Here is a 25,388-nt window from a genome sequence, read left to right as displayed (position 1 = left end):
TGGTATTAGCGGGATAAACGGAATTCAGCTTTACCGTTTACCGTATATGGAGACAATGAAATCTGTTCTTGGTTTAAACTTAATGACACCGCAGTTGCATCATCAAGACGAATCTGAAATGGAGACTCGCCATTTAAGTTTAAAGTTGATGACTGACGGCCTGTCGCCAAAACTTTACCTGTTGCATCAACAATATGAACAGACGTTGGACGGTTAAAGTTTAGCACCAATTGATCACCCACTGTTGAGGTGGCATTTCCTTTCATAGGTAAAACTTCAACACTAGATTGATTTACTTTAGGTAAATCCGCATCTTCTTTCTTAGAAGTCCATTTTTGAATACCCATGACAATCAATGACACAACAGCAATAACCACGATTGCAAGAAGTGCACGCTTCAACCATTTCTTATTACGGTCACTATTAGAACCAGGGAGTTTACCCATGATTTTAATCGGTGAGTTGTTTAAGGCATGGTTTGGTAAAAGCCCGGTATCATTTGCATAAATTTCATCAAAGCGCTGAATAATTGCCGTCGCATCTGTATTTAAATATTTTGCATATGAACGGTAATAACCCTTAATAAAAGTTGCTTCTGGCAATGACTTGTAATCATCTTGCTCTAAAGCAGTTAGAGTCTTAACCGGCATGTTTAAATCTGAAGAAACTTGCCCTAACTCTTTATTCTGAGCAACTCGAATTTGACGTAAATACTCACCAGGACGTTGAATATTTCCTAAAGCAGAAGTCGGTAAGCTTGAGCCAGTTGGCTGCTGTGAATTAGGATTTATTTCCATACGGCCTCAGTACTATACTGTAATTGCAAATAACGTTGATATTCTGGACTTTCCGGGAACAAAGCACGTAACTGGTTTACTAACACTTGCATTCCCATTTTATCCGCATTGGCTCGAGCCACTCTTACACCAATCCAAAGTGCTCTTGCACCCTGATTTTTCTGCCCCACTGTATGAACATATTGCTCATACATTTGTGTAGCAGCCGGAATCTGCTGCTGCAAATAAAAAATTTCCGCTAACTCTAACATTGAAATATAAGAGTCACGGTTAGCAAGGAGTGCTTGTTTGAATGTTTTTTCAGCATTCGCAACATCACCCAATTTTAAATAAATACGCCCTAGATTTTCTAACGCCTGATAGCGTTGGTCATAACCTAATGTTGTACCAGCAATACGAAATTGCTCGATCGCATCATTATAGCGTTCCATTTGGTATAAATAAGTACCATAGTTATTATGTGCTTGAGCATTATCTGGTTCAGATGAAATTGCTCGTTTAAAGTAATGTTCTGCTTTTTCTAAGTTCGGCTTACTACCTTCTTGCTGTAGTAAAATGCCCATCATCATGTTTGCCGTCGCATCGCGGCTATCTACACTTAAAGCTTGATCAAGAGCTCGCTTTGCTGAATCCAAGTCACCCGAACGGATATGTTCAGCAGCAAGTTGTGTACGCACTTTTACCGCTTTTTCTGGGTCTTTCTTTTGCACATGCGTTGTCTGGCAACCACTTACCAGAAATGCAACTGCAATCCCCATCCATAATACCGTTTTTAACTTTGGAGTACTCAAAGCCTGCCCTCAATTTTATCCCTGTGTACGCAAAATCTCTTGACGCTGTGTGACTTTCTTCTGCCACTGTTCAGCACGACGAGTTCTATCGGCAACTTGACCAACTAACTGTCCACATGCAGCATCAATATCATCACCACGTGTTTGACGAATCGTACACACAAATCCAGCATCAGACAAAGTTTTTTGGAACGAGATAATTCTATTTCGGCTTGAGCGACCATATGGTGCATGCGGGAACGGGTTAAATGGAATTAAATTAATTTTACTTGGTAGGTTTTTTAATAATTTAATCATTTGCTGTGCATGTTCAGGCTGATCATTTACACCCTCTAACATCACATATTCAATAGTCACATGTTTACGCGTACTTTCATTACCATCTTTGGCAATATAACGCTGACATGCTGCAATCAACTGAGCCAATGGATATTTTTTATTAATTGGCACTAATTCATTACGTAATTCATCGTTTGGTGCATGTAAAGAAATTGCTAAAGCAACATCAATGTCTTTTGCAAGTTGATCAATTTTAGGTACAACACCTGATGTTGATAAAGTCACACGACGCTTAGACATGCCATAAGCAAAGTCATCAAGCATAATCTGCATTGAGCTTAATACGGCATCATAGTTGAGCAATGGTTCACCCATACCCATCATCACGACATTAGTCACTGAACGCTCGCGCTCAGCAACAGGCACTTCTTCCATATAAGAATAGTTTGCCATCCAAAGTTGTCCAATGATTTCATCTGGCGTTAAATCACGTTGAAAACCTTGTTTGCCTGTTGAACAAAATGAGCAGTCTAATGCACAACCAACTTGTGACGAAATACACAAAGTCTTACGCAAGCCTGTTTTATCTTCGGCAGGAATTAATACAGTTTCAACTAAAGAACCTGCACCATCACCCACACGAAAAACCCACTTACGTGTACCATCTTTTGAATAGTGACGGTGAACCACTTCAGGAGCTTTGATTTCACAAATCTGTTCAAGCTTCGCACGCAATTTCCCTGAAATATTGGTCATTTCAGCAAAATCAGTAATGAAGTATTGATGTATCCATTTCATGACCTGACCGGCACGAAACTTTTTCTCGCCAATATCTTCAAAGAATTTTTCTAATTCAGTACGAGACATGCCGAGTAAATTCACTTTATTTTCGGCAGCAGGAATTACCAGCTTGGACGAAGATTGCTGCTGTCCATCAAGATTTTCAGATGAAACGACCTCTGCAGAACTCATGTGTATTTACCTAAACCATGTCAAAAAACTGAAGATATTGTTCAAGAATCAAACAATATTCTCTTGAGAGAATAAAAAAACCAGATAAGTAGTATACCACTTATCTGGTTTGAATGCTTTCGATTAACGAGTGCGTGGGCAGATCTCGTTGTCAGCAAAGAAGTAAGCAATTTCACGCTCTGCAGAAGCAACTGAGTCAGAACCGTGAGCAGCGTTTTCGTCGATGCTTACAGCAAAGTCAGCACGGATAGTGCCAGGAGCAGCTTCTTTAGGGTTTGTAGCGCCTAAGATTTCACGGTGTGCAAGAACTGCATTTTCGCCTTCAAGAACAGATACTACAACTGGACCAGAAGTCATGAATGCAACTAAGTCACCAAAGAAACCACGTTCTTTATGCTCAGCATAGAAACCTTCAGCATCAGCTTGAGAAAGGTGTTTCATTTTAGTCGCAACAATTTTTAAACCCGCTTTTTCAAAACGAGCAAAAATATCACCGATGTGGTTTTTAGACACTGCATCAGGTTTTACGATAGACAAAGTACGTTCAATAGCCATGAGTGGCTCCTTTATTTTAAAATTTAAACATTGAAAAATTTGCCGCATTATACCGATGTCATAGGCAATAATCAGCTTTGAATGTGTAAAAGTTGCGATTTTTCTACTGTTTTTAGCGAACTTCGTCTATCCAGGCCATTTGAATCCCTTCTAGCAATCCTTCTGTCGATTTATTTGGGTCATCATTGAAGTCTGGTAATGCGCACACCCATGCATGTAAATCGGTAAAACGAATCCATTGCGGATCAACTTCTGGATGTGCTTCTGACAATTCAATGGCAATATCAATCGTATCTGTCCAACGTAAGCCCATAGCGGCTCCTATCTGTTTAATCTGCTAAATCACGAACTGTGTACTTTAGCAAATCCACAAACCTAATCGATAGCTTAAGCTGATAAAAATTACCGATACTTATAAAGCGATATTCAATAGTGGAGCCATAAAGATAATCATACCCGCGACCGCCGCGCCAATAAGCGCACCGACAATCACATCACTTGGATAATGAAGACCAAGGACCATACGAGACAATGCTACAAGCACCATGAAAGGAAACATCGCCGCAAGCAAAGCGGGCTGGATATAACCCAACACAATTGTCACCATCACTGCATGAAGTGTATGACCCGATGGAAAGCTAAAATGATCAAGTGGTCTTTCACCAAGCACAATCACCTGATGCACTTGATAAGGACGAGGTCGTGTTGTCTTATGTTTTAAAAATTTATAGATTGCCGTGCCAACAGAACCACCTAATAACAAGTAGATGATTTGCAAGCTATAGGTGATGCCTTGCATCCCCCACACGATTGCCAGCATTAGATACCAAAATGGACCGTCACCCACACGACTGATGATTTTGAAGAAAAGGGCAACACGCTGTGAGTGAGAGAAATTGTTAAGGTATAAACAGCCTCTTAAATCTAAATCGAGTATTTTTATTTTTGCATTCTTAAATTTCATGGTCATTCTCCTATTTTAGGATACTTAGGTGAAGTCCACCGAGGGCTCCTTCACTACCTGATAAAATGCCTGCTCCAATTGCTGAACCGGAAGTTGCCAACCGCTTTGCTGTACTTTATGACAGGCTTGTATGCCCATTTCTCTAAGTTGTTGTACTGAAGGAAGCTGATAAATTTGTTGTATAAAGTGGCTTTTTTGTCCAAGTGGGCTTAACCAGCCATTCACACCATGGGTTAAATATTGATGTGCACATGCATAATCATACGCGATAACTGGCAAACCGCTTGCCATCGCCTCTAAAACTACGTTACCAAACGTTTCAACTTGACTCGCAAATACGAATACATCGGCACTCGCATAGGCAGCCGCCAAATCCTGACCTCTCAAACTTCCAGTAAAGATAACATCCTTCGCTTCAGGTAATGACTTTAAACGAGCAAAATCCGGGCCATCTCCCACAATAACCAATTTCGTTTTGTGGGGCTGAACAGTTTGTAAGTTGGCATAACTATCAATGAGCACTTGCACTTCTTTTTCTGGCGACAAACGCCCCACATAAAGCATAACGCGAGTATTCTCATCGGCATCCCATTGCTTTCGCAAATTTTCAGAGCGATGCTTTGGTGTAAATCTCGTTGTGTCTACACCACGTCCAACCACAACCAGCGGGCAAGTAATGCCAAAACCGCGTAATGATTCTTGTGTATCTTTACTTGGCACACAAGTCACTTGAGTATTGTTATGAAACCAGCACAGGTATTTTTGAATCGGTTTAACTAAAAAAGCCAAATCGAAGAATCGACTAAAATCTTGAAACGGTGAATGAAAGCCGCTAGAAACTGGAATAGCTTTTGCCTTGGCAGCTTGCATTGCAGTTAAACCTAATGGCCCTTCAGTCACAATATGAACCACATCAGGTACAAACTTTTCAAAAGCTTTCGATACTTTTAAATATTGTGGCCAACCAAATTGCAAAGTCGGATATTTGGGAATCGCCTGCGACATCACCAGACATTCTTGCTCCGGCGTAAAGTCATGGCATTTTGCCTTTTGCTCTGGACGAATCAGTAAAATCTTATGCCCCTGTTTTTGTAAACCTTGGCATAGTTGTAATAATGAAAGTGCCACACCATTAATTTCAGGTGGCCAAGTTTCCGTCACAATCGCAATTTTTAAACGTGGGCGCACCAAATCATGCAATGAATGCGTATTAGATAGCTGCTGCTTTTGTTTAAAAAAGAATTGGAAGCTTTCAGGAAGTTGCTGTTGTTTTAATAGTGCTGTCGCGTATGAGCTTTGCATAGCGCCATCCATCAATGTATTTATTTTCATGCTTAAAGATTAAGCAGTTTTTTTGACATTTTGATGATAAATGCGTGACAGTTTACTGACATGAAAAATAAAAAAAGCACACTGATAACAGCATGCTTTTCTCTTAAGACCTAGTAATACTTAGCGGTTTTGCAATTTTGCATAGTCCATGAGTACATTTGCAGCTTCAGTCACAAAAGTTTCTTCTTCTGGTAATGCAGGGCGTTGAGATGCTTTCATTTTAGCGCGAGATTCAGCTAGAGCATCTAATGAAGCCTGATAGCTTTCCCAGTTTGCAAAAGGCTTTTGACCAGTTGCAGCACGGCGTTCATTTTCTGCATCTAAAGTTTGTTTCTCTAAACCAAGTAATTCTGCACGGCGTTTATCAATATCAAGCACCACTTGTTTCTGATCACTCGTAACTTTGGCAATCGCGGTACGTTTATTTAGATATTTAAACTGGGCATCATTAGCAACACGTTGTTCAGAGAATTGAGACAACTTTGCCACATAAGGTTGAACAGAGCCTTCACGTTTAAATGGTGCTGTAGGAATTGTGTCCCACTTCAACGCATTCTTCGATTTACGCTCACCAAACTCTTCGTTATAGATATCGACGAGTTTAATGTCTGGCACTACACCTTTATTTTGTGTACTACCACCTGTAATACGGTAGAACTTACGCTGAGTTAAAGTCGCTTGACCGTATGCCAGAGTATCAAGTTGCACCTGAGCTGTACCCTTACCAGTCGTTGTACTACCAATAATAATACCGCGCTCATAGTCTTGGATTGCAGCAGAGTAAATCTCACTTGCAGATGCAGATGCCAAGTTCACCATTACAGCGAGTGGACCTGTGTAAACTTGCTGACCACCGTCGTTGTCTTCAAAAACACTAACGTTGCCATTGCCATCACGGATTTGAACCACTGGACCTGACTTAATCACTTGACCCAGCATACGTGCAACTTCTTCTAATGAACCACCTGGGTCATTACGCAAGTCGATAATAATACCTTCTACTTTCTTCGCTTTTAACGCTTCAAAAGCATTGGCAGTATCTTCAGAAACTGAACGGTATTGTTGACCCGCACGACGTGAACGATAGTCAAAATAGAATGATGGAATTTCAATCACGCCTAACAGATGCTTTTTACCATCGCGGTTAACTTCAACTGTACGTGAACGAACACCAGCATCTTCTTCTTGAATCACATCACGCACTAAGGTCACATTACGTGCTTGACTCATTGATGCGCCAGCACCAAGAAGTTTTAACGTAACTTTAGTTCCGCGCTTACCACGAATGAGTCCAACAATTTCAGAACTTGTCCAACCAACCACATCAATCATTTTCTCGCCTTCTTGGGCGACACCAACGATTCGATCTCCTGATTTCACTTGACCAGACTTACTTGCAGGACCACCTTCTACAATGGTTTCAATCTTGGTGTAATCTTCATTTCCACGCTCTGGACGAATCGATACACCAATACCTTCAAGCTGCAAGGTGGTTTGGCGATTCAATTCTATCGCATCGATTGGCGGGTAATAGTTACTGTGTGGATCATAAGTCGCCAACATGGCGTTCAATGTTTTATCCAACACATCATCGCTTTTCACACGACTAATTCTTTCAAGCTGACGCGTATAACGTTTAGTTAAGGTCTGAGCTGGTGTTAAATCTTCTGGGCCAGTTAAATCTTGACCATCAGCAAGTGAAGGATTTTCTTTAAGCGCTTTTTGTTTCGCCTGCTCTTCTTCACGGCTAATCGTTAAATTGATTAACTGTGAAACCAACATTTTACGCCAGTGATTTTGTTGCTCAGCAGACGTTTTAAAATACGGTGCTTTTTCGCGATCTACTTCAATATAGCTATTTGGCTGTTTTAAATTTTGCTGCTGTTTCAGCTCAGCTAACATGAACTCATAAAATTGTTTTAAGCGTTCACGATATTGCTGGTGAATGGCAAACGGTCCAGTCAAATTCCCCGCTTTTAAAGAAGCACCAAAATTTGAACCATATAGTTTTTTATAATTTTGAACTTCAGCGTCTAAAAATAGTGAGTGATCCGGATCAAGACTATCTAAATACATATCGAGAATACGATTTGATGTCGTCGCATCCAGACGCATATTCAAATAATGTTGGCGATCAACTAAAGTTGCCAGTTGGCGAGCCACCAAAGCCTGTTCTTGCGTTGGCTGGATCGATTGAGAAACCACAGCAGTATTGGTTGCTGCTCTCGCTTCATTCATCGTATGAGTGAAGAATAAACCGCCAGTCGCGATCGCTACTGCACAAGCTATAGTTTGAAGTTTCATAAATTTTTAATACTTCCTTGGGTGTTCCTATCTTACACGCTCTGTTTTCGATATGAACTAAGCAGATTCAAAATCTTAACCAACTAAATTGTTTATACCGTGTAGTTTTATCATATTCTGTACTGACAAAATGTAGCAAAACATTGCAAAATTCGCTTATTGTTTTTCAATCAAAATTCAAATGGAACCAATATGATTGGCGCATTGATGCTGGACATCGCCGGCACAGAACTTACTCAAGAAGATATTGAACTATTACGCGCTCCGCAAGTCGGTGGCATGATTTTATTTGCACGAAATATTGAATCTCCACAACAAGTCCGTGCATTAACGGACCATATGCGTCAAATTCGTCCAGATATTTTAATTGCTGTCGACCAAGAAGGTGGTCGAGTTCAGCGCCTAAGATCCGGTTTTACCTTATTACCGGCCATGGGTCGTTTCGGTGAACTCTATATTACTCAACCTCAAAAAGCACTTGAACTAGCTGAACAGTGCGGCTGGTTAATGGCAACCGAAGTCTTGGCTGTAGGTATCGATTTTAGTTTTGCACCCGTTTTAGACCTCAATGCAATTAGTGATGTGATCGGTGATCGTGGTTTCTCTAAAAATATTGAGGATATCGCACCACTTGCTGGCGCGTTTATGCAAGGTATGAAAAAAGCTGGAATGGCAAATACGGGCAAACACTTCCCGGGCCACGGTTCAGTAAAAGCAGACTCTCATGTTGCAGCCGCAATTGACAGCCGCAGCTATGACGAAATTTATAACCATGACATGCAAAGCTTCATTAAGCTTATGCCACAGCTTGATGCACTCATGCCAGCACATGTGATTTATGATCAGATCGACCCAAATCCAGCAGGTTTTTCACCGTTCTGGATTCAAGAAGTTCTACGCAACCGTTTGAAGTTTGATGGCGTACTTTTCTCTGATGACTTAAGCATGCAAGCTGCATGTGTAGCAGGTGGCGCAGATGCACGTATTCAAGCTGCTTTAACGGCTGGTTGTGATATGGGACTGGTATGTAACGACCGTAGTGCAGCATGTACAGCACTTGAAGGTATTGCAAATCTAGAGCTACCAAATCAAGAACGCCTTGAACGCATGCGTGGTCAAATTCCACAAATTCAGATTGGTGAAACCTTATCGCTTGGCGAGCACTGGCAAACTGTCAAAACAGCCATTGAAGAGTTTAAAAATTCGATCTAAATTATGAATACGTAGAAGCGTCATCTGCAACCTGCGTAGTCCTTAATAAGTATTGTATTTACAATATATAAGACAGATGGATACATCTAACAGGTTTTGCAGATGACAATGGTTTTGCCTACTTTTGCCAAAACAAAAGTAGGTCGAACCGAAGGTTAATCTCGATATGAAACATTTAAAATAGTAAAACTCCGTCGTGATGTATTAATCAACTTAAATTACGTAATTTCAATTCAAGATCTTATAGTGCTTAGGCAATGAAGATCACAGAAAAACAATAAATCGAGCTCAGGACGAATGACACAACAACTTTCAAAACACCGCCATATCTCTTTTACAGCCCACTATACGGGCTATATCTGGTATCAAATGGGAATTTCTCATGAAGCACTTGCTACAGCCAAAGGCAAATCATTAGCATATTTGGTTCATCCGATAGAGTCTTGGGCAGAGAAATATGTGGGCGGTAGCATGCGCACGACGCTCAAACAACGCCACACCATGCTTGATCATCACTTAGAACAACTCATTCAAGAAAGTCCTGATTTACAAGTTCTAGAAATAGCATGTGGCTTATCTCCACGTGGCTGGTGGTTTAGACAGCATTATCCTTCGATTACCTATCGGGAGCTTGATTTACCTGATATGGCACAAACCAAACAAAATGCGTTACAGCAAATTGAAAAAAATGCACCTGAAGTTTTATCAGTTGATTTATTTACAGAAGCTTTTGCACAAGCATTTGAAGTATTTGACACGAACCGCCCACTGGTTGTGATTAGTGAAGGTTTAATTAATTACTTTGATAAAGATTTATTAAAACAGCTGATTCAATCGATTGCTCACTATGGCGCTTCTTTTAAAAATTTTCATTATTTAACGGACCTCTACCCTGAACCAGTTAAAAACAAACTTGCCAGCATCATCTGGAATAGTAGTAAATTATTGAAATTAATGTCTCGAAGCTCGTTTAGTTTTCACTTCAAAAGTCCCAAAGAAGTTGAAGACTTTTTTAAAGATACAGAGTTCGATCAAGTTAGCGTGGAACAACCACAAATTTTCTTTGGACAAGCTTCTCAAGATAGTCATGAGCAACATTTAGGTGACTTGGTCTGGACTATTCACGCGCAAATAAAATAACCAATATAAAAAATGGAAGCTCGACATCAACGAGCTTCCATCTATAACTATATTATTAAGCTGCTTGTTTTTGACGAGCAATAAAACGGCTTAAACGATCAGCAAGTTCGAAACTACCATGTTTAAATAAAGCTCGAATACCTTGCTCTGTACTTTCAAAAATTAAGCACTCAATTGCAAAGCTACCCTCTTCATCTTCTAAATGTAGTGCCAAATCACGTGGATGATCATTCACAAAATCAAGCTGCGAAACATCATCCATTTTTAAATACATACCGAAGAAAGTGACATCAACAATCGTTACAGGTACCTGCACATCAAACTCTCGGTGAGTAAGTTGAGTTTTGGGCTGCAAAACTCGGACTCGCTCTTCACCACGGCGTTCCATGTTTTGCATTTGTTCACGTGTCATAGGAATAATGCCATCCAAATTTTGGATAGATTCACCTTTTAAAAATGAAGTGAACAAACTCATGGTTTCTTTACGACGCTGCAACTGTGGCACATGGTCCGCATTTGCAATAAGGGCAAATTCCATATCTGGGCATTGCAAAGCAAAGTTCGCATTTTCATGAGGCAGAGTAAAACTATCGTACTGCCCTGCTGCAACCAGCGTTTTACACTCTGGAATGGGTACATCAGTTAAACGTAAAAGACGATTACAGTTAATTTCATAACGTTCTCGCTCTGTACCCGTAAACTCAGCCATTTGCCTAAAAAATAATTTTTTAGCTGTTGGTGACATGCGGGTTTTATCTAATTTTGCATGATTAACTAAATATAAAATTACAGCTTGCCCAAACTCTTCCATGCGGTTTTCTTGCATGAGCTTGAGCGACTCTTCCAAAATCATTCGCCAACTTTTTCGGGTCTTTTGCATAACTCCCATCAAAATCATGCGATTCATTAATTCTGGACGATAATAAGCAAAACAAGAAGCAATCACTGACCCCAAAGACATTCCCATTACAGAAACTTTTTGTAGTCCAACAATATCTAACCAGCGTCCCAACATTTTAGACAAATCAGGTAGCTCTAAAGTACCTGCTGATACTCCTGTGTCCCGATTGGTAATTTGCTGATTTGCGCCCATAGAAGGTAAATCAATTAATATGACCGGACCACTTTCAAACAATTGTTCAACACAATATTTATAAGAATTAAAATTCTGGAAAGCTCCGCCCACAATCACAATTGGCGTATTGTGAATCGTTTTTGGGTCGGCAATCGCCATATATTCAATTTTCCAGCCGTCAATCCATGTGGTACGAGCAGGTTGTTTAAAACTATCTCTATGGTAGATATCGAAAAAGCCAAAACCGGCATAAGCTTGGTTGATCTCCGAATCCATTTGAATAATGGAATTCATATCCTTGCTTCCTCCTTGCTGTAATTTTTTTATGCTGCAAGAGTTCCTTCTTGAACACGTAATCTTTTATGCACAAAACTTTAAAATTTGTATTAGTTTGTATTGCACAATAACATTCTAAACAATTGTGTGAAATATACGCAATCGCTCAAATGACCACTCATCTTGTTTAAGTCGCTAATAGTTTGCAAAATATTTAAATGTTTTTTTATGGCGGTCACATTTTTCAAAAAAAGCCATTCATTGTTCCGCATTTGACTGCTACTATCTTACTCATTGGTAAATGATTAAAAAATGCTATGCAAGATTCAATTGAACAATATATGCAAACAGTCGGGCAACAAGCACGTCAGGCCTCTCGTGTCCTTACAAGTGCTTCTACCTCACTAAAAAACCATGCACTCTCTGCTATTTATACTGCTTTAGAAAATAATCAGGCAGCAATTTTGGCAGCAAATCAAATCGACATGGATAAAGGTCGTAGCAATCAGCTCGACAGCGCATTGCTTGATCGTCTTGAACTTACGCCCGCACGTTTTAAAGGAATGTTGCAAGGTCTAAAAGATGTGATTGCTCTTGTCGATCCAATTGGGGAAATTACGGATCTTGCATATCGCCCCACAGGCATTCAAATTGGTAAAATGCGTGTGCCTTTAGGTGTTGTTGGGATGATTTACGAATCACGTCCAAACGTAACCCTTGAAGCTGCATCTTTAGCCATTAAATCGGGCAACGCCATTATTTTACGTGGTGGTTCAGAAGCACTCGAGTCAAATAAAGCAATTGCTGAAGCGATTAAGCATGGCTTAAAAGTTGCTGGCTTACCTGAAGATTCAGTTCAAGTGATTAACACTTCTGACCGTGCGGCTGTTGGTCATCTTATTACCATGGCGGAATATGTAGATGTAATCGTTCCACGTGGTGGCAAAAGCCTAATTGAGCGTGTAACTAATGAAGCGCGTATTCCAGTCATTAAGCATCTTGATGGTAACTGCCATGTATTTGTTGAAGCACAAGCAGATTTGCAAAAAGCTTTACCAATTACATTAAATGCGAAAACACATCGTTATGGCGTTTGTAATGCGATGGAAACTCTGCTCGTTGATGAAAAAATTGCAGATGTTTTCTTACCACGCATTGCTGAACTTTATGCTGAAAAACAAGTTGAACTTCGCGGTTGTCCAGAAACACGTCGCATTTTGGGCGCATCTGTAAAACCTGCAACAGAGGAAGATTGGTATACCGAATATCTAGGGCCAATTCTTGCTGTTAAAGTTGTTAGCGGTATTGATGAAGCAATTGACCATATCAACAAATATGGTTCACATCACACCGATGCAATCGTGACTGAAAATTACACTTTGGCTCGTCAGTTCTTAGCTCGTGTAGATTCAAGCTCAGTTGTAATCAATGCATCAACTCGTTTTGCTGATGGTTTTGAATATGGCCTCGGTGCAGAAATTGGTATCTCTACAGATAAAATTCATGCACGTGGTCCAGTTGGTTTAGAAGGTTTAACTTCTCAGAAATGGATTGTGTTGGGTGACGGTCAAATTCGCCAATAACAGATTTAACACTTCAAAAAAAACGCCTGATCAATATCAGGCGTTTTTTTTATCATTTAAACTTTTCTATGATTATTCTTGGCAGACATCACTAACTACACCAAGTTGCTGCATGACTTGCGCAACAATCTGCTCAGGTGTCAAAGCAATATCAATCGTTATTGCTTCGTGAAGATCTGGTTCTTCTAATGTATCAAGCTGGGTTTGTAGCAATGATGGATCAAAGAAATGACCTGATCTTGCCGCAAGTCTTTGCTCCAATAACTCATAAGAGCCTTTGAGGTAGACGAACTTAATATTTTGATCTTGCCCTCTTAAAATATCGCGATACATGCGTTTTAAAGATGAGCATGTAAATACAGCTGTTTCACCATCTCTTTGTTTGGTTTCAATCACCTGACGAATCGCCTGTAACCATGGCAGACGATCATCATCAGTTAAAGGAATTCCTTGGCTCATCTTACTTTTATTTGCTGCCGAATGAAGCGTATCACCGTCGAGAAATTCACAAGCCAAACGCTCTGATAATAATTCACCAATCAGGGTTTTACCTGTTCCACAGACACCCATTGCAATCACAATCATGGATTACTCACCTTTAATTATAAAATAGTGCTAAGCAGTAGCGTGAAAGATAAACCCAACACGGAAATGATCGTTTCCAATACCGACCAAGTCTTGAGTGTCTGCCCCACGGTCATACCAAAATATTCTTTGATTAACCAAAATCCCGCATCATTTACATGTGAGAAAACCAATGAGCCTGAGCCTGTAGCAAGTACTAAAAGTTCTGGCCTAACAGCAACACCAGCCGTAGCTGCAATTGGAGCAACAATGCTACAAGCGGTAGCCATAGCAACCGTTGCAGAACCTGTTGCCAAACGAATCAATGCTGCAACAAACCAGCCCAACAATAACGGCGACAAATTTGCTTTCAAGGCTGTGGACACAATCTCATTAGAAATCCCTGTGTCACGTAAAATGCCACCAAAACCACCACCAGCACCAACAATCAACATAATTCCGGCAATAGAAGCTAAACATCCGCCGCAGAATTTTTCAATTTGTTCACGGTTAAAGCCTTGCATCGTACCAAAAGTAATAAAGCTGACCAGTACAGCAATAAGCAATGCGATATCAGAAGTACCAATTAAACGTAGTAAATCATTTGCGAAAGTCTGTGGTGCAAAGAAAAGATCTGCCCAACTTCCGATTAACATCAACACTACTGGTAGCATAATCGTAAATAAGGTAATCCCAAAGCTTGGCAAATCACGAGTTCTATTTGTATCTGCTTCAATAAACTGTTTTGCTAACGGGTTATTTTCAGGCAATTTGACGTACTTATTAATCCAAAGTGCATACAATGGCCCAGCAACAATAGCCGTTGGCACACCGACGATTAAGCTGTAAGCAATCGTTTTACCAATATCAGCATGATAGGCTTGTACTGCCAACAATGCCGCGGGATGTGGTGGAATTAAACCATGCACAACCGATAAACCAGCAACCATTGGCAAGCCAACAACCAGTAAAGATTTGCCAGTCCGCTTAGCAATGTTGAACGCAATTGGAATGAGTAGAACGAAACCGACTTCGAAAAATACGGGAAGACCAACAATCAGCGCAATAAACATCATGGCCCAGTGAATATTTTTCTCACCAAACCATTTAATTAAAGTAATTGCTATTCGCTCAGCGCCACCCGACTCGGCCATCATTTTACCGAGCATCGTTCCCAGTGCGATTACAATCGCAAGGTGGCCCAAGGTTTTACCAGTACCAGCTTCATATGACTTAACAATATCGCCCATTGGCATGCCAACAGCTAAAGCCAAACCGAGTGAAACAATAATAAGAACAAGAAATGGATAAATTCTGAACTTCGCGATCATGACAACCAATGCAATAATCGCGATTACAGTGTAGATAAGCAACATGCCACCCTGAACGGTCTCCATGTGATACTTCTCCTTGGAATAATACTATTTAGGCACACTGCCCAAACAAAGGTCTTCAACCACAGTAATTCCTACTGTTAAGACACTAAATTTTTATATTTAGGTGTGACCAGCACAAACTGGCCACCTCAATACAGCCTTAAAGTACATAGAATGCACTTCATTTTTTATAAATATTGACTACATTTACAGTGCTCTCAACTGACTCGCAATTTGCGCTAAGCGAGTAATTTCAGCCCAATCTTGTGCAGCTACAGCAGCTTTAGGCGTTAACCATGAACCACCTACACACACTACGTTTGGTTGCTTTAAGAAATCTGGCGCTGACTCTGCCGTAATTCCACCAGTCGGGCAAAAACGTAAGTTTGGAAATGGACCATAAAATGCTTTTAGCATCTCAACTCCACCTGCCTGTTGAGCTGGGAAGAACTTCACAATCTCATAACCTAACTCAATCGCCTGAATCAGATCACTTGGTGTCATCACACCCGGTAATAAAGGTAAGCCAGCATCTTGTGCAGCCAAATGCAGATCTTTGGTCAAACCAGGAGAAACACCAAATTGAGCGCCTGCTTTTTTAGCTTGAGCACAATGTTCTGGCTTGGTAATCGTTCCTACACCTACCACAATGTCATCCGCCAATTGGCTCGCACGCTCAATAGCAGCAAGACCCGCAGCGGTACGCAACGTAATTTCAAGGACTTTTACACCACCAGCATGTAAAGCACGTGATACATCTTCACCTTGCTCAGCAGAATCAAATGCCAATACTGGAATGACTGGGCCTAATTTGACGATATCTTCAATTTTAATCATTATTTTTCAGTTCCTTTGACTCAAATCTGCTCTGGTGAAGTTTCACCAACCAATGCACCAAATACAGATGCTCCATGTTCAGCTGGCGCAGCAGCAGCACGGAAAACACCAAATAATTCACGGCCAAAACCAACTTCGTTTTCTGCCTGATGTTCTGGCTGTGCAACAGGACGCGACTGCCAAGTCTGTTCATCTATTTCAACATCGAGTACGCCAGCCTCAGCATCAATAATCAACATATCGCCTGTTTGAACTTTAGCAATCGGCCCATTTAGTAAGGCCTCTGGAGATAAATGAATCACCGCAGGAACTTTGCCTGAAGCACCAGACATACGTCCATCAGTAACTAAAGCAACGTGGAAACCTTGATCTTGTAAAACACCCAACACAGGCGTTAAGCGATGCAATTCAGGCATACCGTTGGCACGCGCACCTTGGAAACGAACGACTGCAATAAAATCTCGGTGTAACTCACCACGATCAAATGCTGCTTGTACTGCTTCTTGAGAATCAAACACGATTGCCGGAGCTTTAACTTTACGGTGCTCTGGCGCAACAGCAGAAATCTTGATAACACCACGACCAAGGCGACCTTGCATTAAGCGCAAGCCGCCATCTGGTTGAAATGGCTCGTCAATGCTACGTAGAACTTTGTCATCAAGGCTTTGAACCACACCATCAACCCAAGTGAGCTTGCCATCAATCAGTTTTGGTTCTTTGGTGTAATGTTGCAAACCTTTACCAGCCACTGTCGTTACATCGTTATGCAACAAGCCAGCTTCCAGTAAGTTACGAATGAGGAAAGCAACCCCACCCGCAGCTTGGAAATGGTTTACATCGGCCTTACCATTTGGATAGATTTTTGCGAGCAATGGAACAACAGCTGACAATTCATCGAAGTCATCCCAGTCAATCAAGATGCCAGCGGCACGAGCAATCGCAATTAAATGCAAAGTATGATTGGTTGAACCACCTGTAGCGAGTAACGCCACGATGCCGTTTATAATTGCTTTTTCATCGACAACATGACCAATCGGCGTGTAGTTTCCACGCTCAACTGTTAAATCAAGTACACGAATCGCAGCTTCTGCGGTAAGTGCATCACGTAATGGTGTGTGAGGATGAACAAATGCAGCGCTTGGCAAATGTAAGCCCATGACTTCCATCAGCATCTGGTTACTGTTGGCTGTACCGTAAAAAGTACAAGTCCCTTGTCCGTGATAAGCAGCTGACTCAGCTTCTAGCAAAGCATCTCGACCAACTTGACCCGTTGCAAATTGCTGGCGAATTTTAGCTTTCTCATCGTTAGATAGCCCACTAGTCATTGGGCCAGCTGGCACAAAAATAGTAGGTAAATAGCCGAACTGCAAAGCCCCAATGAGTAAGCCTGGTACAATCTTGTCGCAAACACCTAGACACAAAGCTGCGTCAAACATGTTATGAGAAAGTGCAATCGCTGTGCTCATTGCTATCGTTTCACGAGAGAACAATGAGAGTTCCATACCAGCATTACCTTGGGTAATACCGTCACACATCGCAGGAACACCACCTGCAAACTGTGCCACGCCACCATTTTCACGAGCGGCTGTTTTAATTAAATCTGGAAATGTTTTATAGGGTGCATGAGCCGACAACATTTCGTTATATGACGACACAATGCCAATATTTGGTTCACGACCTACTTTAATAATTAATTTTTCATTGTCATCCATGCTGGCAAAACCATGAGCCAGATTGGCACATGAAAGTGCCCCACGAGCAGGAAATTTGCCTTGTGCATGTTCAATACGTTGTAAATATGCAGAACGAGTTTTTTGACTACGGGCGATTACACGCTCGGTCACTTTTGCCAATATTGGATTCGGCAAGTCCATGCTGGACGCTCCTGTACAACCGGATAAGCCGGAAAAGAAAAATAGACCAAATGATATATTTTTTATGATCATTTGAAAAAAGGATGAACAATATTATTCAGGCAAAAAGCGACATGCAACCCCAGCCAATGCTGCTGTAATGGCCTCAGTACAAGCTTTAAAGACATAACGAGTTTATCTTTTAGACAAAAAACTTATTTAATATTTAGGTATATTTACAGCTAAACCAAATCTCAAAAATACGGTAAATTTATTGTAAATCAACATAATAAAATATATTTAACAATATATAAATGATGAGCTTTTCATTCTAATTTTTAGTACTTATAAATCCATATTAGGTTCTTTTTTCACGCCCTTAATACCATCAAAACTTAATTTCAATTACGTATATTATTTGTAATATATGCTTAAAATTTAACTTAAAGAACCAGCTCACTTATTCAATAACGGTTTGGTTTCTACCATTTAAAATTCATCCTTCATTCAGGTTTATTTTTTCATAAATATATACAAAAAACTCGTTTCTAAGCATATAAAAAAACAAGGAATACAGTGGTTAAGCTTTATACTGGACAAATATTAGTTACAAATAATTTGATGGTCGATAGTGCTTAAGTCTAATGGGCTAAAGTCTATCTTGGACAGAAAAACAACACATGTTAAAACATGACAACCCGTTCAATCTGTATGAAAAAAATAATACATCTTGAACAGGAAGTTAGGAAAACTATTTTAAATCAGGACTTGGGTATTTCAACGTGGCTATATCAGTATTAGTTATCAATTGCGGCTCTTCATCTATTAAATACGCACTGGTTTCAGAGCGTCGTGAAGACCGTATTTACGGTTTAGCAGAAAACTTGGGGGCAGCTGACGCTCGTATTAAGGGAGTTACAGTTGGTGGTGAACCACTTGAACTTTCAATTCCTTATGCTGACCATGCCAAAGCTTTAGAAACTTTACTTGCACGTCTTGCCAACTACAAACCGCAAGCCATCGGACATCGTGTTGTACACGGTGGTAGTTTAACCAAAGCAGAATTACTCACTCCTGAAATTATTGAACGTATTCGTGCAGCAACGCCTTTGGCTCCGCTTCATAACCCAGCACATTTAATTGGTATTGACGCAACCGTACGCCTATTTCCTGAATTACCTCAAGTTGCCGTATTTGATACTGCATTCCATCAGACCATGCCACCGCATGCATACCGTTATGCAATTCCTAAGTTTTTATATACTGACCACAATGTCCGCCGTTATGGCTTCCATGGTACGAGCCACGCCTATGTATCTGATAAAGCAAGTGAGCTCTCAGGCAACCTGAAAAAAGGTGGATGGTTAACAGCGCATCTAGGAAACGGCAGTTCAACTTGCGCAGTGTGGAATGGACAAAGTGTTGACACATCTATGGGCCTTACTCCACTTGAAGGTGTTGTGATGGGAACTCGTAGTGGTGACGTCGACCCAAGCCTACATAGCTTCCTTGCGAAAAACCTCGGTTGGGATTTAGCAAAAATTGATAAAGTTTTAAATAATGAAAGTGGCTTACTAGGCTTATCGCAATTATCTAATGACATGCGTACAGTGATTGAAGCTGCTGAAAATGGTAATGAAGATGCTTGTCTTGCAATTGAAGTGTTTAGCTATCGCCTTGCAAAATCACTTGCTGCATTAAGCTGTGGTTTGCCAACTTTAGACGGTCTAATCTTCACGGGTGGTATTGGCGAAAACTCAGCTTATATTCGTGAAAAAACCTTAGCTTATTTACCTCATTTTGGTTTGCAGCTTGATAAAGATCAAAACAATAACTTAAAACGTGGCACTGAAGGCCGAATCGACAATGGAACTGGTCCTCAAATTTGGGTTATTCCAACAGATGAAGAAGGTCGTATTGCCAAAGAAACTCGTCAAGTTGTAGAAGCGGCAGAAAATACAGCATCTGTAGCAAGCCTTGCTTAATTAGAGCTCAGCGAAAACTCGATATTTATTTATAGGTTTATATGAATACAATTTTATTGATTCCTACAGGCGAAGGGGTTGGCTTAACCTCTGCCTGTTTAGGCATGATTTACGCACTTGATTGTAACGGGATTAAAGCAGGCTTTTTAAAACCATTTTCTCAAGAAGACCAAGAGCATCTTGACCGAACCACTTCATTATTTGGTCATCTATTTCAAAGTAAAACTGTTCAATCTATTTCGCATGAAAAATTAACTCAGCTTATTGCCGCTGGGGAAGTAGATGAATTACTTGAAGAAGCTGTCAGCCTCCACCGTAGCGTTGCAGCAGACCACGATGTCATTATTGTGGAAGGCTTATTACCTAACGGACAAGACCACTTCGCCAGTGAGCTCAACGCAAGTCTTGCACAAGCACTTGATGCAGAAGTCGTGCTGGTCAGCACAGCAGATATTCAAAACCCGAAAAAAGCCGCAGAAAAAGTAGATGCTCATTTACGCCAGTTCGGTGGAGCAGCGTCAAATCGTACTGCTGGTGTACTCTTTATGCGTACCCGTGGATTAACCGAAGAAACAGCTCAAATTCCTGTTGCTTTTGATCCATCGTTACGACCAACTGAAGAAATCGCAAAATTTACGACCGAACTGCAAAAATATAATCGTTATTTCGGCTCTAGCGATTTACCAATTATTGGTTTGGTTCCATTTAGTAACACGCTAAGCGTACCGAGAACTCTCGATATTGCGAATGTCATTGATGGACAATGGGTACATCAAGGTGAAGCGAAAACACGTCGTATTTTGCATTCGAGTTTAATTGCTTCAAGCATTGAATATGAACTGAATAAATTTATTGCAGGCGAATTGATTATTAGTGCATCTGAGCGTACCGATGTTTTACTCGCAAGTAGTTTAGCAACTAGTAATGGTATTCCTTTGGCTGGTTTGGTACTTACAGAACGAGAAGCACCAGCACCTGAGCTTTTAGAGTTTTGTCAAAGTGCGATTAAACAAGGATTGCCGATTTTACATACCCGTTTAAACACACTTGAAACCGCTCAGCGTTTATCTAATTTTGGTAATGAAATTCCAACAGATGATACTGAACGTGCTGAGCAAGTGACCCGATTTGTTTCAAGTCATATTGATGTTGAATGGCTTAAACAGCACAGCAACAATGCTGCCACCCCTCGCCTGTCGCCATCGGCTTTCCGTCATGAACTGGTACAAAAATCGATTGCCGCGAAAAAACGAATTGTACTACCTGAAGGTGATGAACCGCGCACCATACAAGCTGCAGCAATTTGTCAGGCACGTGGTATTGCTGACTGTATTTTGCTAGCTAAACCAGATGTCGTACAGGATGTTGCAAAAGCACGTGGTATTGAATTACCTGCTGAATTGGCAATTGTTGACCCTGATAGTATTCGTGACCAATACGTTGCACCAATGGTTGAGCTACGTAAAGGTAAACTCAACGAACTTCAAGCGAAAGAACAGCTTCAAGATACTGTTGTGCTTGGCACCATGATGTTAGCCTTAGATCAAGTCGACGGTTTAGTTTCAGGTGCGGTACACACCACAGCAAATACGGTTCGCCCAGCATTTCAGCTCATCAAAACAGCCCCTGATTATTCACTAGTTTCATCAATCTTCTTTATGCTTTTACCAGATGAAGTTTATGTGTATGGCGACTGTGCAATTAACCCAGACCCGACAGCAGAGCAACTTGCTGAAATTGCAATTCAGTCAGCTGACTCAGCGAAAGCATTTGGAATTGACCCACGTATTGCCATGATCAGCTACTCAACTGGTACTTCTGGAACAGGTGCAGATGTTGAAAAAGTGCAGCAAGCAACTCAAATTGCTCAACAACGTCGTCCTGATTTACTGATTGATGGTCCACTTCAATACGATGCAGCTTCAGTTGAAAGTGTGGGACGTCAAAAGGCACCAGACTCACGCGTTGCTGGCCGTGCAAATGTATTTATTTTCCCTGATTTAAATACGGGTAATACCACTTACAAAGCAGTACAGCGTGCTGCAAATGTTGTGAGCGTTGGACCAATGCTACAAGGCCTAAACAAGCCTGTTAATGACTTGTCTCGTGGAGCATTAGTAGATGACATCGTCTTTACCATTGCATTAACCGCAATTCAGGCAGAACAGCAAGCCGCTGCCAAATAATTAATATAACTAACCTTTACTACCTCTCGCCATTTGATGTCCGCTCAAATGGCTTTTTTTATTCTAGTCATTCAAAAATAAATAATTTTCCGATTTCTGGCATTTAAATCACTTCAATATCTTCTTATGCGACTTTCGGTCAAAAGATCAACCAATCTCCCACAACACTGTCTTTTTATCATATAATTTAGCCCGCTAGCTAACAGCCCGCTCAAGAGATTTTCTGGTATGACAACGATTATCAAACAAGATGACTTGATTACATCGATCAAGGACGCCCTACAGTTTATTTCGTACTATCACCCGCAAGACTTTATCCAAGCGATGAGCCGTGCTTATGATCGCGAAGAAAACAAAGCCGCAAAGGATGCAATTGCACAGATTCTAATTAACTCTCGCATGTGTGCGGAAGGTCATCGTCCAATTTGCCAAGATACTGGTATTGTTAACGTTTTCCTTGAAGTGGGCTTAGATGTTAAATTTGATTTAACAATGAGCTTAGACGATGCGGTAAACGAAGGTGTTCGCCAAGGTTACCTTGAAAACAGCAACGTTCTTCGTGCATCTGTACTTGCTGACCCAGCATTTGGTCGCAAAAATACAAAAGATAATACCCCTGCTGTAATTCACTACAAACTCGTTCCGGGTAACAAAGTAGATATTACTGTTGCTGCTAAAGGTGGCGGTTCAGAAAACAAATCTAAACTTGCAATGCTTAACCCATCTGACTCGATTGTTGACTGGGTACTTAAAACTGTTCCAACAATGGGTGCAGGCTGGTGTCCTCCAGGTATGCTCGGTATTGGTATTGGTGGTACTGCTGAAAAAGCCATGATGCTTGCTAAAGAAGCACTCATGGAAGAAATCAACATGGACGAATTACTTCGCCGTGGACCAGAGAACAAAATCGAAGAACTTCGTATCGAAATCTTTGAAAAAGTAAACGCACTTGGTATTGGTGCTCAAGGTCTTGGTGGTTTAACGACTGTTCTTGATATTAAAATCAAAGATTACCCATGTCATGCTGCTGGTAAACCAGTTGGTATGATTCCTAACTGTGCTGCTACTCGTCATGCTCACTTCCAGCTTGATGGTACAGGTGTAGCTCATATTCAAGCACCAAAACTTGAAGACTACCCTTCAGTAACTTGGGACTCTTCACAATCTAAGCGTGTAAACCTTGATACCATTACTCAAGCAGAAATGGATTCTTGGAAACCGGGTGATACATTACTTCTTAGCGGAACAATGTACACAGGTCGTGATGCTGCACACAAACGTATGGTTGAAATGATCGACAACGGTGAAGAATTACCAGTTGATCTTAAAGGTAAATTTATTTACTACGTTGGTCCAGTTGATCCTGTGGGTGATGAAGTCGTTGGTCCTGCTGGTCCTACAACTGCAACACGTATGGACAAATTCACACGTAAAGTACTCGAACATACTGGTCTATTCGGTATGATCGGTAAAGCTGATCGTGGCCCTACAGCAATTGAAGCAATCAAAGACAACAAAGCAACTTACTTAATGGCAGTTGGTGGTGCAGCTTACCTCGTATCTAAAGCTGTTCGCGAAGCTGAAGTTGTTGCGTTTGCAGACTTAGGTATGGAAGCAATCTACAAATTCGTAGTTGAAGATATGCCTGTTTCTGTTGCAGTTGATGTAAACGGTACTTCAATTCACGCAGTAGCTCCAAAAATCTGGCAAGCGAAAATTGGAAAAATTCCAGTAGTCGATGCAGCAGCTGGCTAATCAAGAAAAGCACCGAATTCGGTGCTTTTTTTTTGCATTCTTTTTTTATTTTAAAATCTGAAAAGAATTGTAACAATTGCTTCTTCAATCTGTGCTATTAATAAATGCACTCTCTCGCCATATATTGAATATAGGTCATTTCATGACTATTCGCCCTATTCTTAAAAATCTTTCAATCAGTCTCTGCTTAAGCTGTATTACAACAAGCTTATTTGCTTCTCCTGCCAAATTAAGTTCAGTCAAAGAACTCATGCAAATGAGCCAAATTGATTACCTGCTTAAAGAATCAATTAATGAATTAACGCCTTACTATGATCAACAGGCAGAACAGATCGTTAGTAATATCACGGGTATCAAAACTTTAGGTCCAAAAGAAAAAGAGGCCGCGAAGAAGTTAGGTTTACTTTTGAAAGATTCGAGCAATCAGCTCATTAGTAACCCCAAAACCGCTCAAGCCTTACAGGATATTTATCTTAAGACTTATACTGAAGAAGAAATTCAGGCAAATTTAAAGTTTTTGAAAACTCCAGAAGGCCAATCAATTACACGTAAGAACGTGCAGATTATGGGGCAAATTTCAGAATATATGATGGAGTTAGGACAACAGACCTTTAATGACCCTAAAGCAAGGGATCATATGCAAGAAGAGATGCTTAAAATTCTTGCACCACTCATGAAAGATAAAGAAAAGTCTTAACTTTTCTTTATCTTTTGTAGGCCCTTACCAAGTTAAAGGATTCCATAATTTAAATGGCTTAATCAGATGTACATCTGATTTTTCATCATATTTAGCAGGTTTTAATTCCTGTGGTTTATGACGTATCTTTCCTGAAGCATCTTCAGCCACAAAGTTGTAGCTAGAAGATTTAAGCTCAGTAAACGCTATCTCTCTACGTCCAATATTGTCTTGCATTAACATAAATGGGCCAGTGTGTTCGCCACGGTCCATTTTGTTCTCTTCATCATATTTCAAATAATAAGACGTTCCCGCCTCAACAGTGATATCAATATATTTCGGTTCTTGAAAATGAATACCAAGTAGAGGCCGGCTTGCAGAAAGACGATAAGTCCCTGCTGGCAATTCAATCCAGTAATAATGATTATGTAATAGACTCGGAATACGCTTGCCATTCACAAAGAGATTTATTGCCGCAATTTCCTGACGATTCCATTTCGTGTCTGGTCGGTAAAGATAAACAACAGCAGCTTGTTGATTTTGTGGTTTGACTGGAACAAAAGTCTGACCCAATTTTTGATTAACCCAACCACCTACAGCAAAACCACCCACATGATATTGATCAAATAAACCAGGTTCTTTTTCAACATCAACTTTAGGTAAGGTTGCAGTCAATTCACCCGTATTTTTTTCTAAATGAGATGAACTTTGACAGCCCACAAACAGTCCGGCACAGCACAAAGATACGATTAAATAACGCATGGCATCCCTCAAAGCGTTTTGTTTTTGATTTATTTTTTACAACGCAAAACTATGCGTATTTTGTATTTTTAAGATTAACACCGCGCACATAAATTGAAAACAAAAAAAAGCATG

21 protein-coding genes and 1 pseudogene are annotated in these 25,388 nt (G+C 40.6%); 8 read left to right on the top strand and 14 right to left on the bottom strand.

Translation table 11 applies throughout. The features are described from left to right. Positions 1-5: 5 nt before the first annotated feature. The 8 genes from F886_RS05055 to F886_RS05020 form a co-directional block, all read right to left on the bottom strand. Positions 6-797, bottom strand: coding sequence for a helix-turn-helix domain-containing protein (locus F886_RS05055; protein WP_005302244.1), 792 nt, complete (start codon positions 795-797; stop codon positions 6-8). Next, a complete protein-coding gene (gene pilW, locus F886_RS05050; protein WP_005302242.1) occupies positions 788-1,588 on the bottom strand; it encodes a type IV pilus biogenesis/stability protein PilW in 801 nt (266 codons plus the stop codon). The genes F886_RS05055 and pilW overlap by 10 nt, the downstream gene beginning before the upstream one ends. Before the next feature lie 15 nt (positions 1,589-1,603). Further along, positions 1,604-2,839, bottom strand: a complete 1,236-nt coding sequence (gene rlmN, locus F886_RS05045; RefSeq protein ID WP_005302240.1) for a dual-specificity RNA methyltransferase RlmN — start codon at positions 2,837-2,839, stop codon at positions 1,604-1,606. Between the two features lie 123 nt (positions 2,840-2,962). Further along, positions 2,963-3,394, bottom strand: coding sequence for a nucleoside-diphosphate kinase (gene ndk / locus F886_RS05040; RefSeq protein WP_003654870.1), 432 nt, complete (start codon positions 3,392-3,394; stop codon positions 2,963-2,965). 112 nt (positions 3,395-3,506) lie between these two features. Next, entirely contained in the window at positions 3,507-3,707 is a 201-nt protein-coding gene (iscX, locus tag F886_RS05035; RefSeq protein WP_003654869.1) for a Fe-S cluster assembly protein IscX, read from the bottom strand. A gap of 99 nt (positions 3,708-3,806) precedes the next feature. Further along, positions 3,807-4,358, bottom strand: coding sequence for a phosphatase PAP2 family protein (locus tag F886_RS05030; RefSeq protein ID WP_005302237.1), 552 nt, complete (start codon positions 4,356-4,358; stop codon positions 3,807-3,809). Between the two features lie 24 nt (positions 4,359-4,382). Further along, the gene (locus F886_RS05025) at positions 4,383-5,672 is read right to left on the bottom strand and encodes a glycosyltransferase family 4 protein (RefSeq protein WP_081402092.1); all 1,290 of its coding nucleotides are present in this window, start codon (positions 5,670-5,672) and stop codon (positions 4,383-4,385) included. Positions 5,673-5,810: 138 nt separating this feature from the next. Next, on the bottom strand, positions 5,811-7,994 hold the full coding sequence (locus tag F886_RS05020; protein ID WP_005302232.1) for a carboxy terminal-processing peptidase: 2,184 nt from the start codon (positions 7,992-7,994) through the stop codon (positions 5,811-5,813). Between the two features lie 192 nt (positions 7,995-8,186). Between F886_RS05020 and nagZ the strand changes: the two genes are divergently transcribed. After that, complete coding sequence (gene nagZ, locus F886_RS05015; protein WP_005302229.1) at positions 8,187-9,206, top strand: beta-N-acetylhexosaminidase; 1,020 nt, start codon at positions 8,187-8,189, stop codon at positions 9,204-9,206. Positions 9,207-9,503: 297 nt separating this feature from the next. Continuing rightward, positions 9,504-10,346: a class I SAM-dependent methyltransferase gene (locus F886_RS05010; RefSeq protein ID WP_005302224.1), complete on the top strand. Its 843-nt coding sequence runs from the start codon at positions 9,504-9,506 to the stop codon at positions 10,344-10,346. A 55-nt stretch (positions 10,347-10,401) separates the two neighbouring features. Here F886_RS05010 and F886_RS05005 read toward each other — a convergent pair whose 3' ends face one another. Next, positions 10,402-11,715, bottom strand: coding sequence for an alpha/beta fold hydrolase (locus F886_RS05005; protein WP_005302221.1), 1,314 nt, complete (start codon positions 11,713-11,715; stop codon positions 10,402-10,404). Between the two features lie 299 nt (positions 11,716-12,014). Between F886_RS05005 and F886_RS05000 the strand changes: the two genes are divergently transcribed. Then, the gene (locus F886_RS05000; protein ID WP_005302218.1) at positions 12,015-13,280 is read left to right on the top strand and encodes a glutamate-5-semialdehyde dehydrogenase; all 1,266 of its coding nucleotides are present in this window, start codon (positions 12,015-12,017) and stop codon (positions 13,278-13,280) included. 72 nt (positions 13,281-13,352) lie between these two features. Here F886_RS05000 and F886_RS04995 read toward each other — a convergent pair whose 3' ends face one another. From F886_RS04995 to edd, 4 genes are all read right to left on the bottom strand, one after another. After that, the gene (locus tag F886_RS04995; RefSeq protein ID WP_005302215.1) at positions 13,353-13,865 is read right to left on the bottom strand and encodes a gluconokinase; all 513 of its coding nucleotides are present in this window, start codon (positions 13,863-13,865) and stop codon (positions 13,353-13,355) included. Between the two features lie 17 nt (positions 13,866-13,882). Continuing rightward, positions 13,883-15,241: a GntT/GntP/DsdX family permease gene (locus tag F886_RS04990; protein WP_005302212.1), complete on the bottom strand. Its 1,359-nt coding sequence runs from the start codon at positions 15,239-15,241 to the stop codon at positions 13,883-13,885. A gap of 186 nt (positions 15,242-15,427) precedes the next feature. After that, positions 15,428-16,057, bottom strand: a complete 630-nt coding sequence (gene eda / locus F886_RS04985; protein ID WP_005302210.1) for a bifunctional 4-hydroxy-2-oxoglutarate aldolase/2-dehydro-3-deoxy-phosphogluconate aldolase — start codon at positions 16,055-16,057, stop codon at positions 15,428-15,430. A gap of 20 nt (positions 16,058-16,077) precedes the next feature. Beyond that, on the bottom strand, positions 16,078-17,931 hold the full coding sequence (gene edd, locus F886_RS04980) for a phosphogluconate dehydratase (RefSeq protein ID WP_005302207.1): 1,854 nt from the start codon (positions 17,929-17,931) through the stop codon (positions 16,078-16,080). Positions 17,932-18,590: 659 nt separating this feature from the next. Here edd and F886_RS19630 point away from each other — a divergent pair. The 5 genes and pseudogenes from F886_RS19630 to F886_RS04960 all read left to right on the top strand — a co-directional run bounded on the left by F886_RS19630 (position 18,591) and on the right by F886_RS04960 (position 24,533). After that, positions 18,591-18,711: pseudogene (locus F886_RS19630) on the top strand (hypothetical protein). Further along, positions 18,693-19,895 carry an acetate/propionate family kinase gene (locus F886_RS04975; RefSeq protein WP_005302205.1) on the top strand — a complete coding sequence of 401 codons (1,203 nt, stop codon included), beginning with the start codon at positions 18,693-18,695 and terminating at the stop codon, positions 19,893-19,895. Before F886_RS19630 ends, F886_RS04975 begins: the two are co-directional and overlap by 19 nt. Before the next feature lie 41 nt (positions 19,896-19,936). After that, positions 19,937-22,081 (top strand): phosphate acetyltransferase, encoded by a 2,145-nt coding sequence (gene pta, locus F886_RS04970; RefSeq protein ID WP_005302202.1) that lies wholly within the window; start codon positions 19,937-19,939, stop codon positions 22,079-22,081. 228 nt (positions 22,082-22,309) lie between these two features. After that, entirely contained in the window at positions 22,310-23,836 is a 1,527-nt protein-coding gene (locus F886_RS04965; protein ID WP_005302199.1) for a fumarate hydratase, read from the top strand. A 142-nt stretch (positions 23,837-23,978) separates the two neighbouring features. Continuing rightward, complete coding sequence (locus F886_RS04960) at positions 23,979-24,533, top strand: DUF2059 domain-containing protein (RefSeq protein WP_004794750.1); 555 nt, start codon at positions 23,979-23,981, stop codon at positions 24,531-24,533. A 24-nt stretch (positions 24,534-24,557) separates the two neighbouring features. On the opposite strand, the gene F886_RS04955 is transcribed toward F886_RS04960, so the two are convergent. Next, positions 24,558-25,274: a DUF2846 domain-containing protein gene (locus F886_RS04955; RefSeq protein WP_005302195.1), complete on the bottom strand. Its 717-nt coding sequence runs from the start codon at positions 25,272-25,274 to the stop codon at positions 24,558-24,560. Positions 25,275-25,388 lie beyond the last annotated feature (114 nt).

The sequence above is a fragment of the Acinetobacter sp. NIPH 542 genome (assembly GCF_000369825.1).
GTDB classification, from domain to species: domain Bacteria; phylum Pseudomonadota; class Gammaproteobacteria; order Pseudomonadales; family Moraxellaceae; genus Acinetobacter; species Acinetobacter oleivorans.
Note: the sequence above shows the minus strand (reverse complement) of the source record. Positions and strands in the feature narration are given on the sequence as shown.

What these genes read in the sequence shown, in the direction of transcription:
- F886_RS04995 (WP_005302215.1), bottom strand. Translation starts at nt 13,865, where the DNA reads ATGATTGTGATTGCAATGGGTGTCTGTGGAACAGGTAAAACCCTGATT.
- iscX (WP_003654869.1), bottom strand. Translation starts at nt 3,707, where the DNA reads ATGGGCTTACGTTGGACAGATACGATTGATATTGCCATTGAATTGTCA.
- F886_RS05000 (WP_005302218.1), top strand. Translation starts at nt 12,015, where the DNA reads ATGCAAGATTCAATTGAACAATATATGCAAACAGTCGGGCAACAAGCA.
- rlmN (WP_005302240.1), bottom strand. Translation starts at nt 2,839, where the DNA reads ATGAGTTCTGCAGAGGTCGTTTCATCTGAAAATCTTGATGGACAGCAG.
- F886_RS05020 (WP_005302232.1), bottom strand. Translation starts at nt 7,994, where the DNA reads ATGAAACTTCAAACTATAGCTTGTGCAGTAGCGATCGCGACTGGCGGT.
- F886_RS04990 (WP_005302212.1), bottom strand. Translation starts at nt 15,241, where the DNA reads ATGGAGACCGTTCAGGGTGGCATGTTGCTTATCTACACTGTAATCGCG.
- F886_RS05005 (WP_005302221.1), bottom strand. Translation starts at nt 11,715, where the DNA reads ATGAATTCCATTATTCAAATGGATTCGGAGATCAACCAAGCTTATGCC.
- F886_RS04955 (WP_005302195.1), bottom strand. Translation starts at nt 25,274, where the DNA reads ATGCGTTATTTAATCGTATCTTTGTGCTGTGCCGGACTGTTTGTGGGC.
- F886_RS05030 (WP_005302237.1), bottom strand. Translation starts at nt 4,358, where the DNA reads ATGAAATTTAAGAATGCAAAAATAAAAATACTCGATTTAGATTTAAGA.
- nagZ (WP_005302229.1), top strand. Translation starts at nt 8,187, where the DNA reads ATGATTGGCGCATTGATGCTGGACATCGCCGGCACAGAACTTACTCAA.
- F886_RS05055 (WP_005302244.1), bottom strand. Translation starts at nt 797, where the DNA reads ATGGAAATAAATCCTAATTCACAGCAGCCAACTGGCTCAAGCTTACCG.
- ndk (WP_003654870.1), bottom strand. Translation starts at nt 3,394, where the DNA reads ATGGCTATTGAACGTACTTTGTCTATCGTAAAACCTGATGCAGTGTCT.
- F886_RS04960 (WP_004794750.1), top strand. Translation starts at nt 23,979, where the DNA reads ATGACTATTCGCCCTATTCTTAAAAATCTTTCAATCAGTCTCTGCTTA.
- eda (WP_005302210.1), bottom strand. Translation starts at nt 16,057, where the DNA reads ATGATTAAAATTGAAGATATCGTCAAATTAGGCCCAGTCATTCCAGTA.
- F886_RS05025 (WP_081402092.1), bottom strand. Translation starts at nt 5,672, where the DNA reads ATGGATGGCGCTATGCAAAGCTCATACGCGACAGCACTATTAAAACAA.
- pta (WP_005302202.1), top strand. Translation starts at nt 19,937, where the DNA reads ATGAATACAATTTTATTGATTCCTACAGGCGAAGGGGTTGGCTTAACC.
- F886_RS05010 (WP_005302224.1), top strand. Translation starts at nt 9,504, where the DNA reads ATGACACAACAACTTTCAAAACACCGCCATATCTCTTTTACAGCCCAC.
- F886_RS04965 (WP_005302199.1), top strand. Translation starts at nt 22,310, where the DNA reads ATGACAACGATTATCAAACAAGATGACTTGATTACATCGATCAAGGAC.
- edd (WP_005302207.1), bottom strand. Translation starts at nt 17,931, where the DNA reads ATGGACTTGCCGAATCCAATATTGGCAAAAGTGACCGAGCGTGTAATC.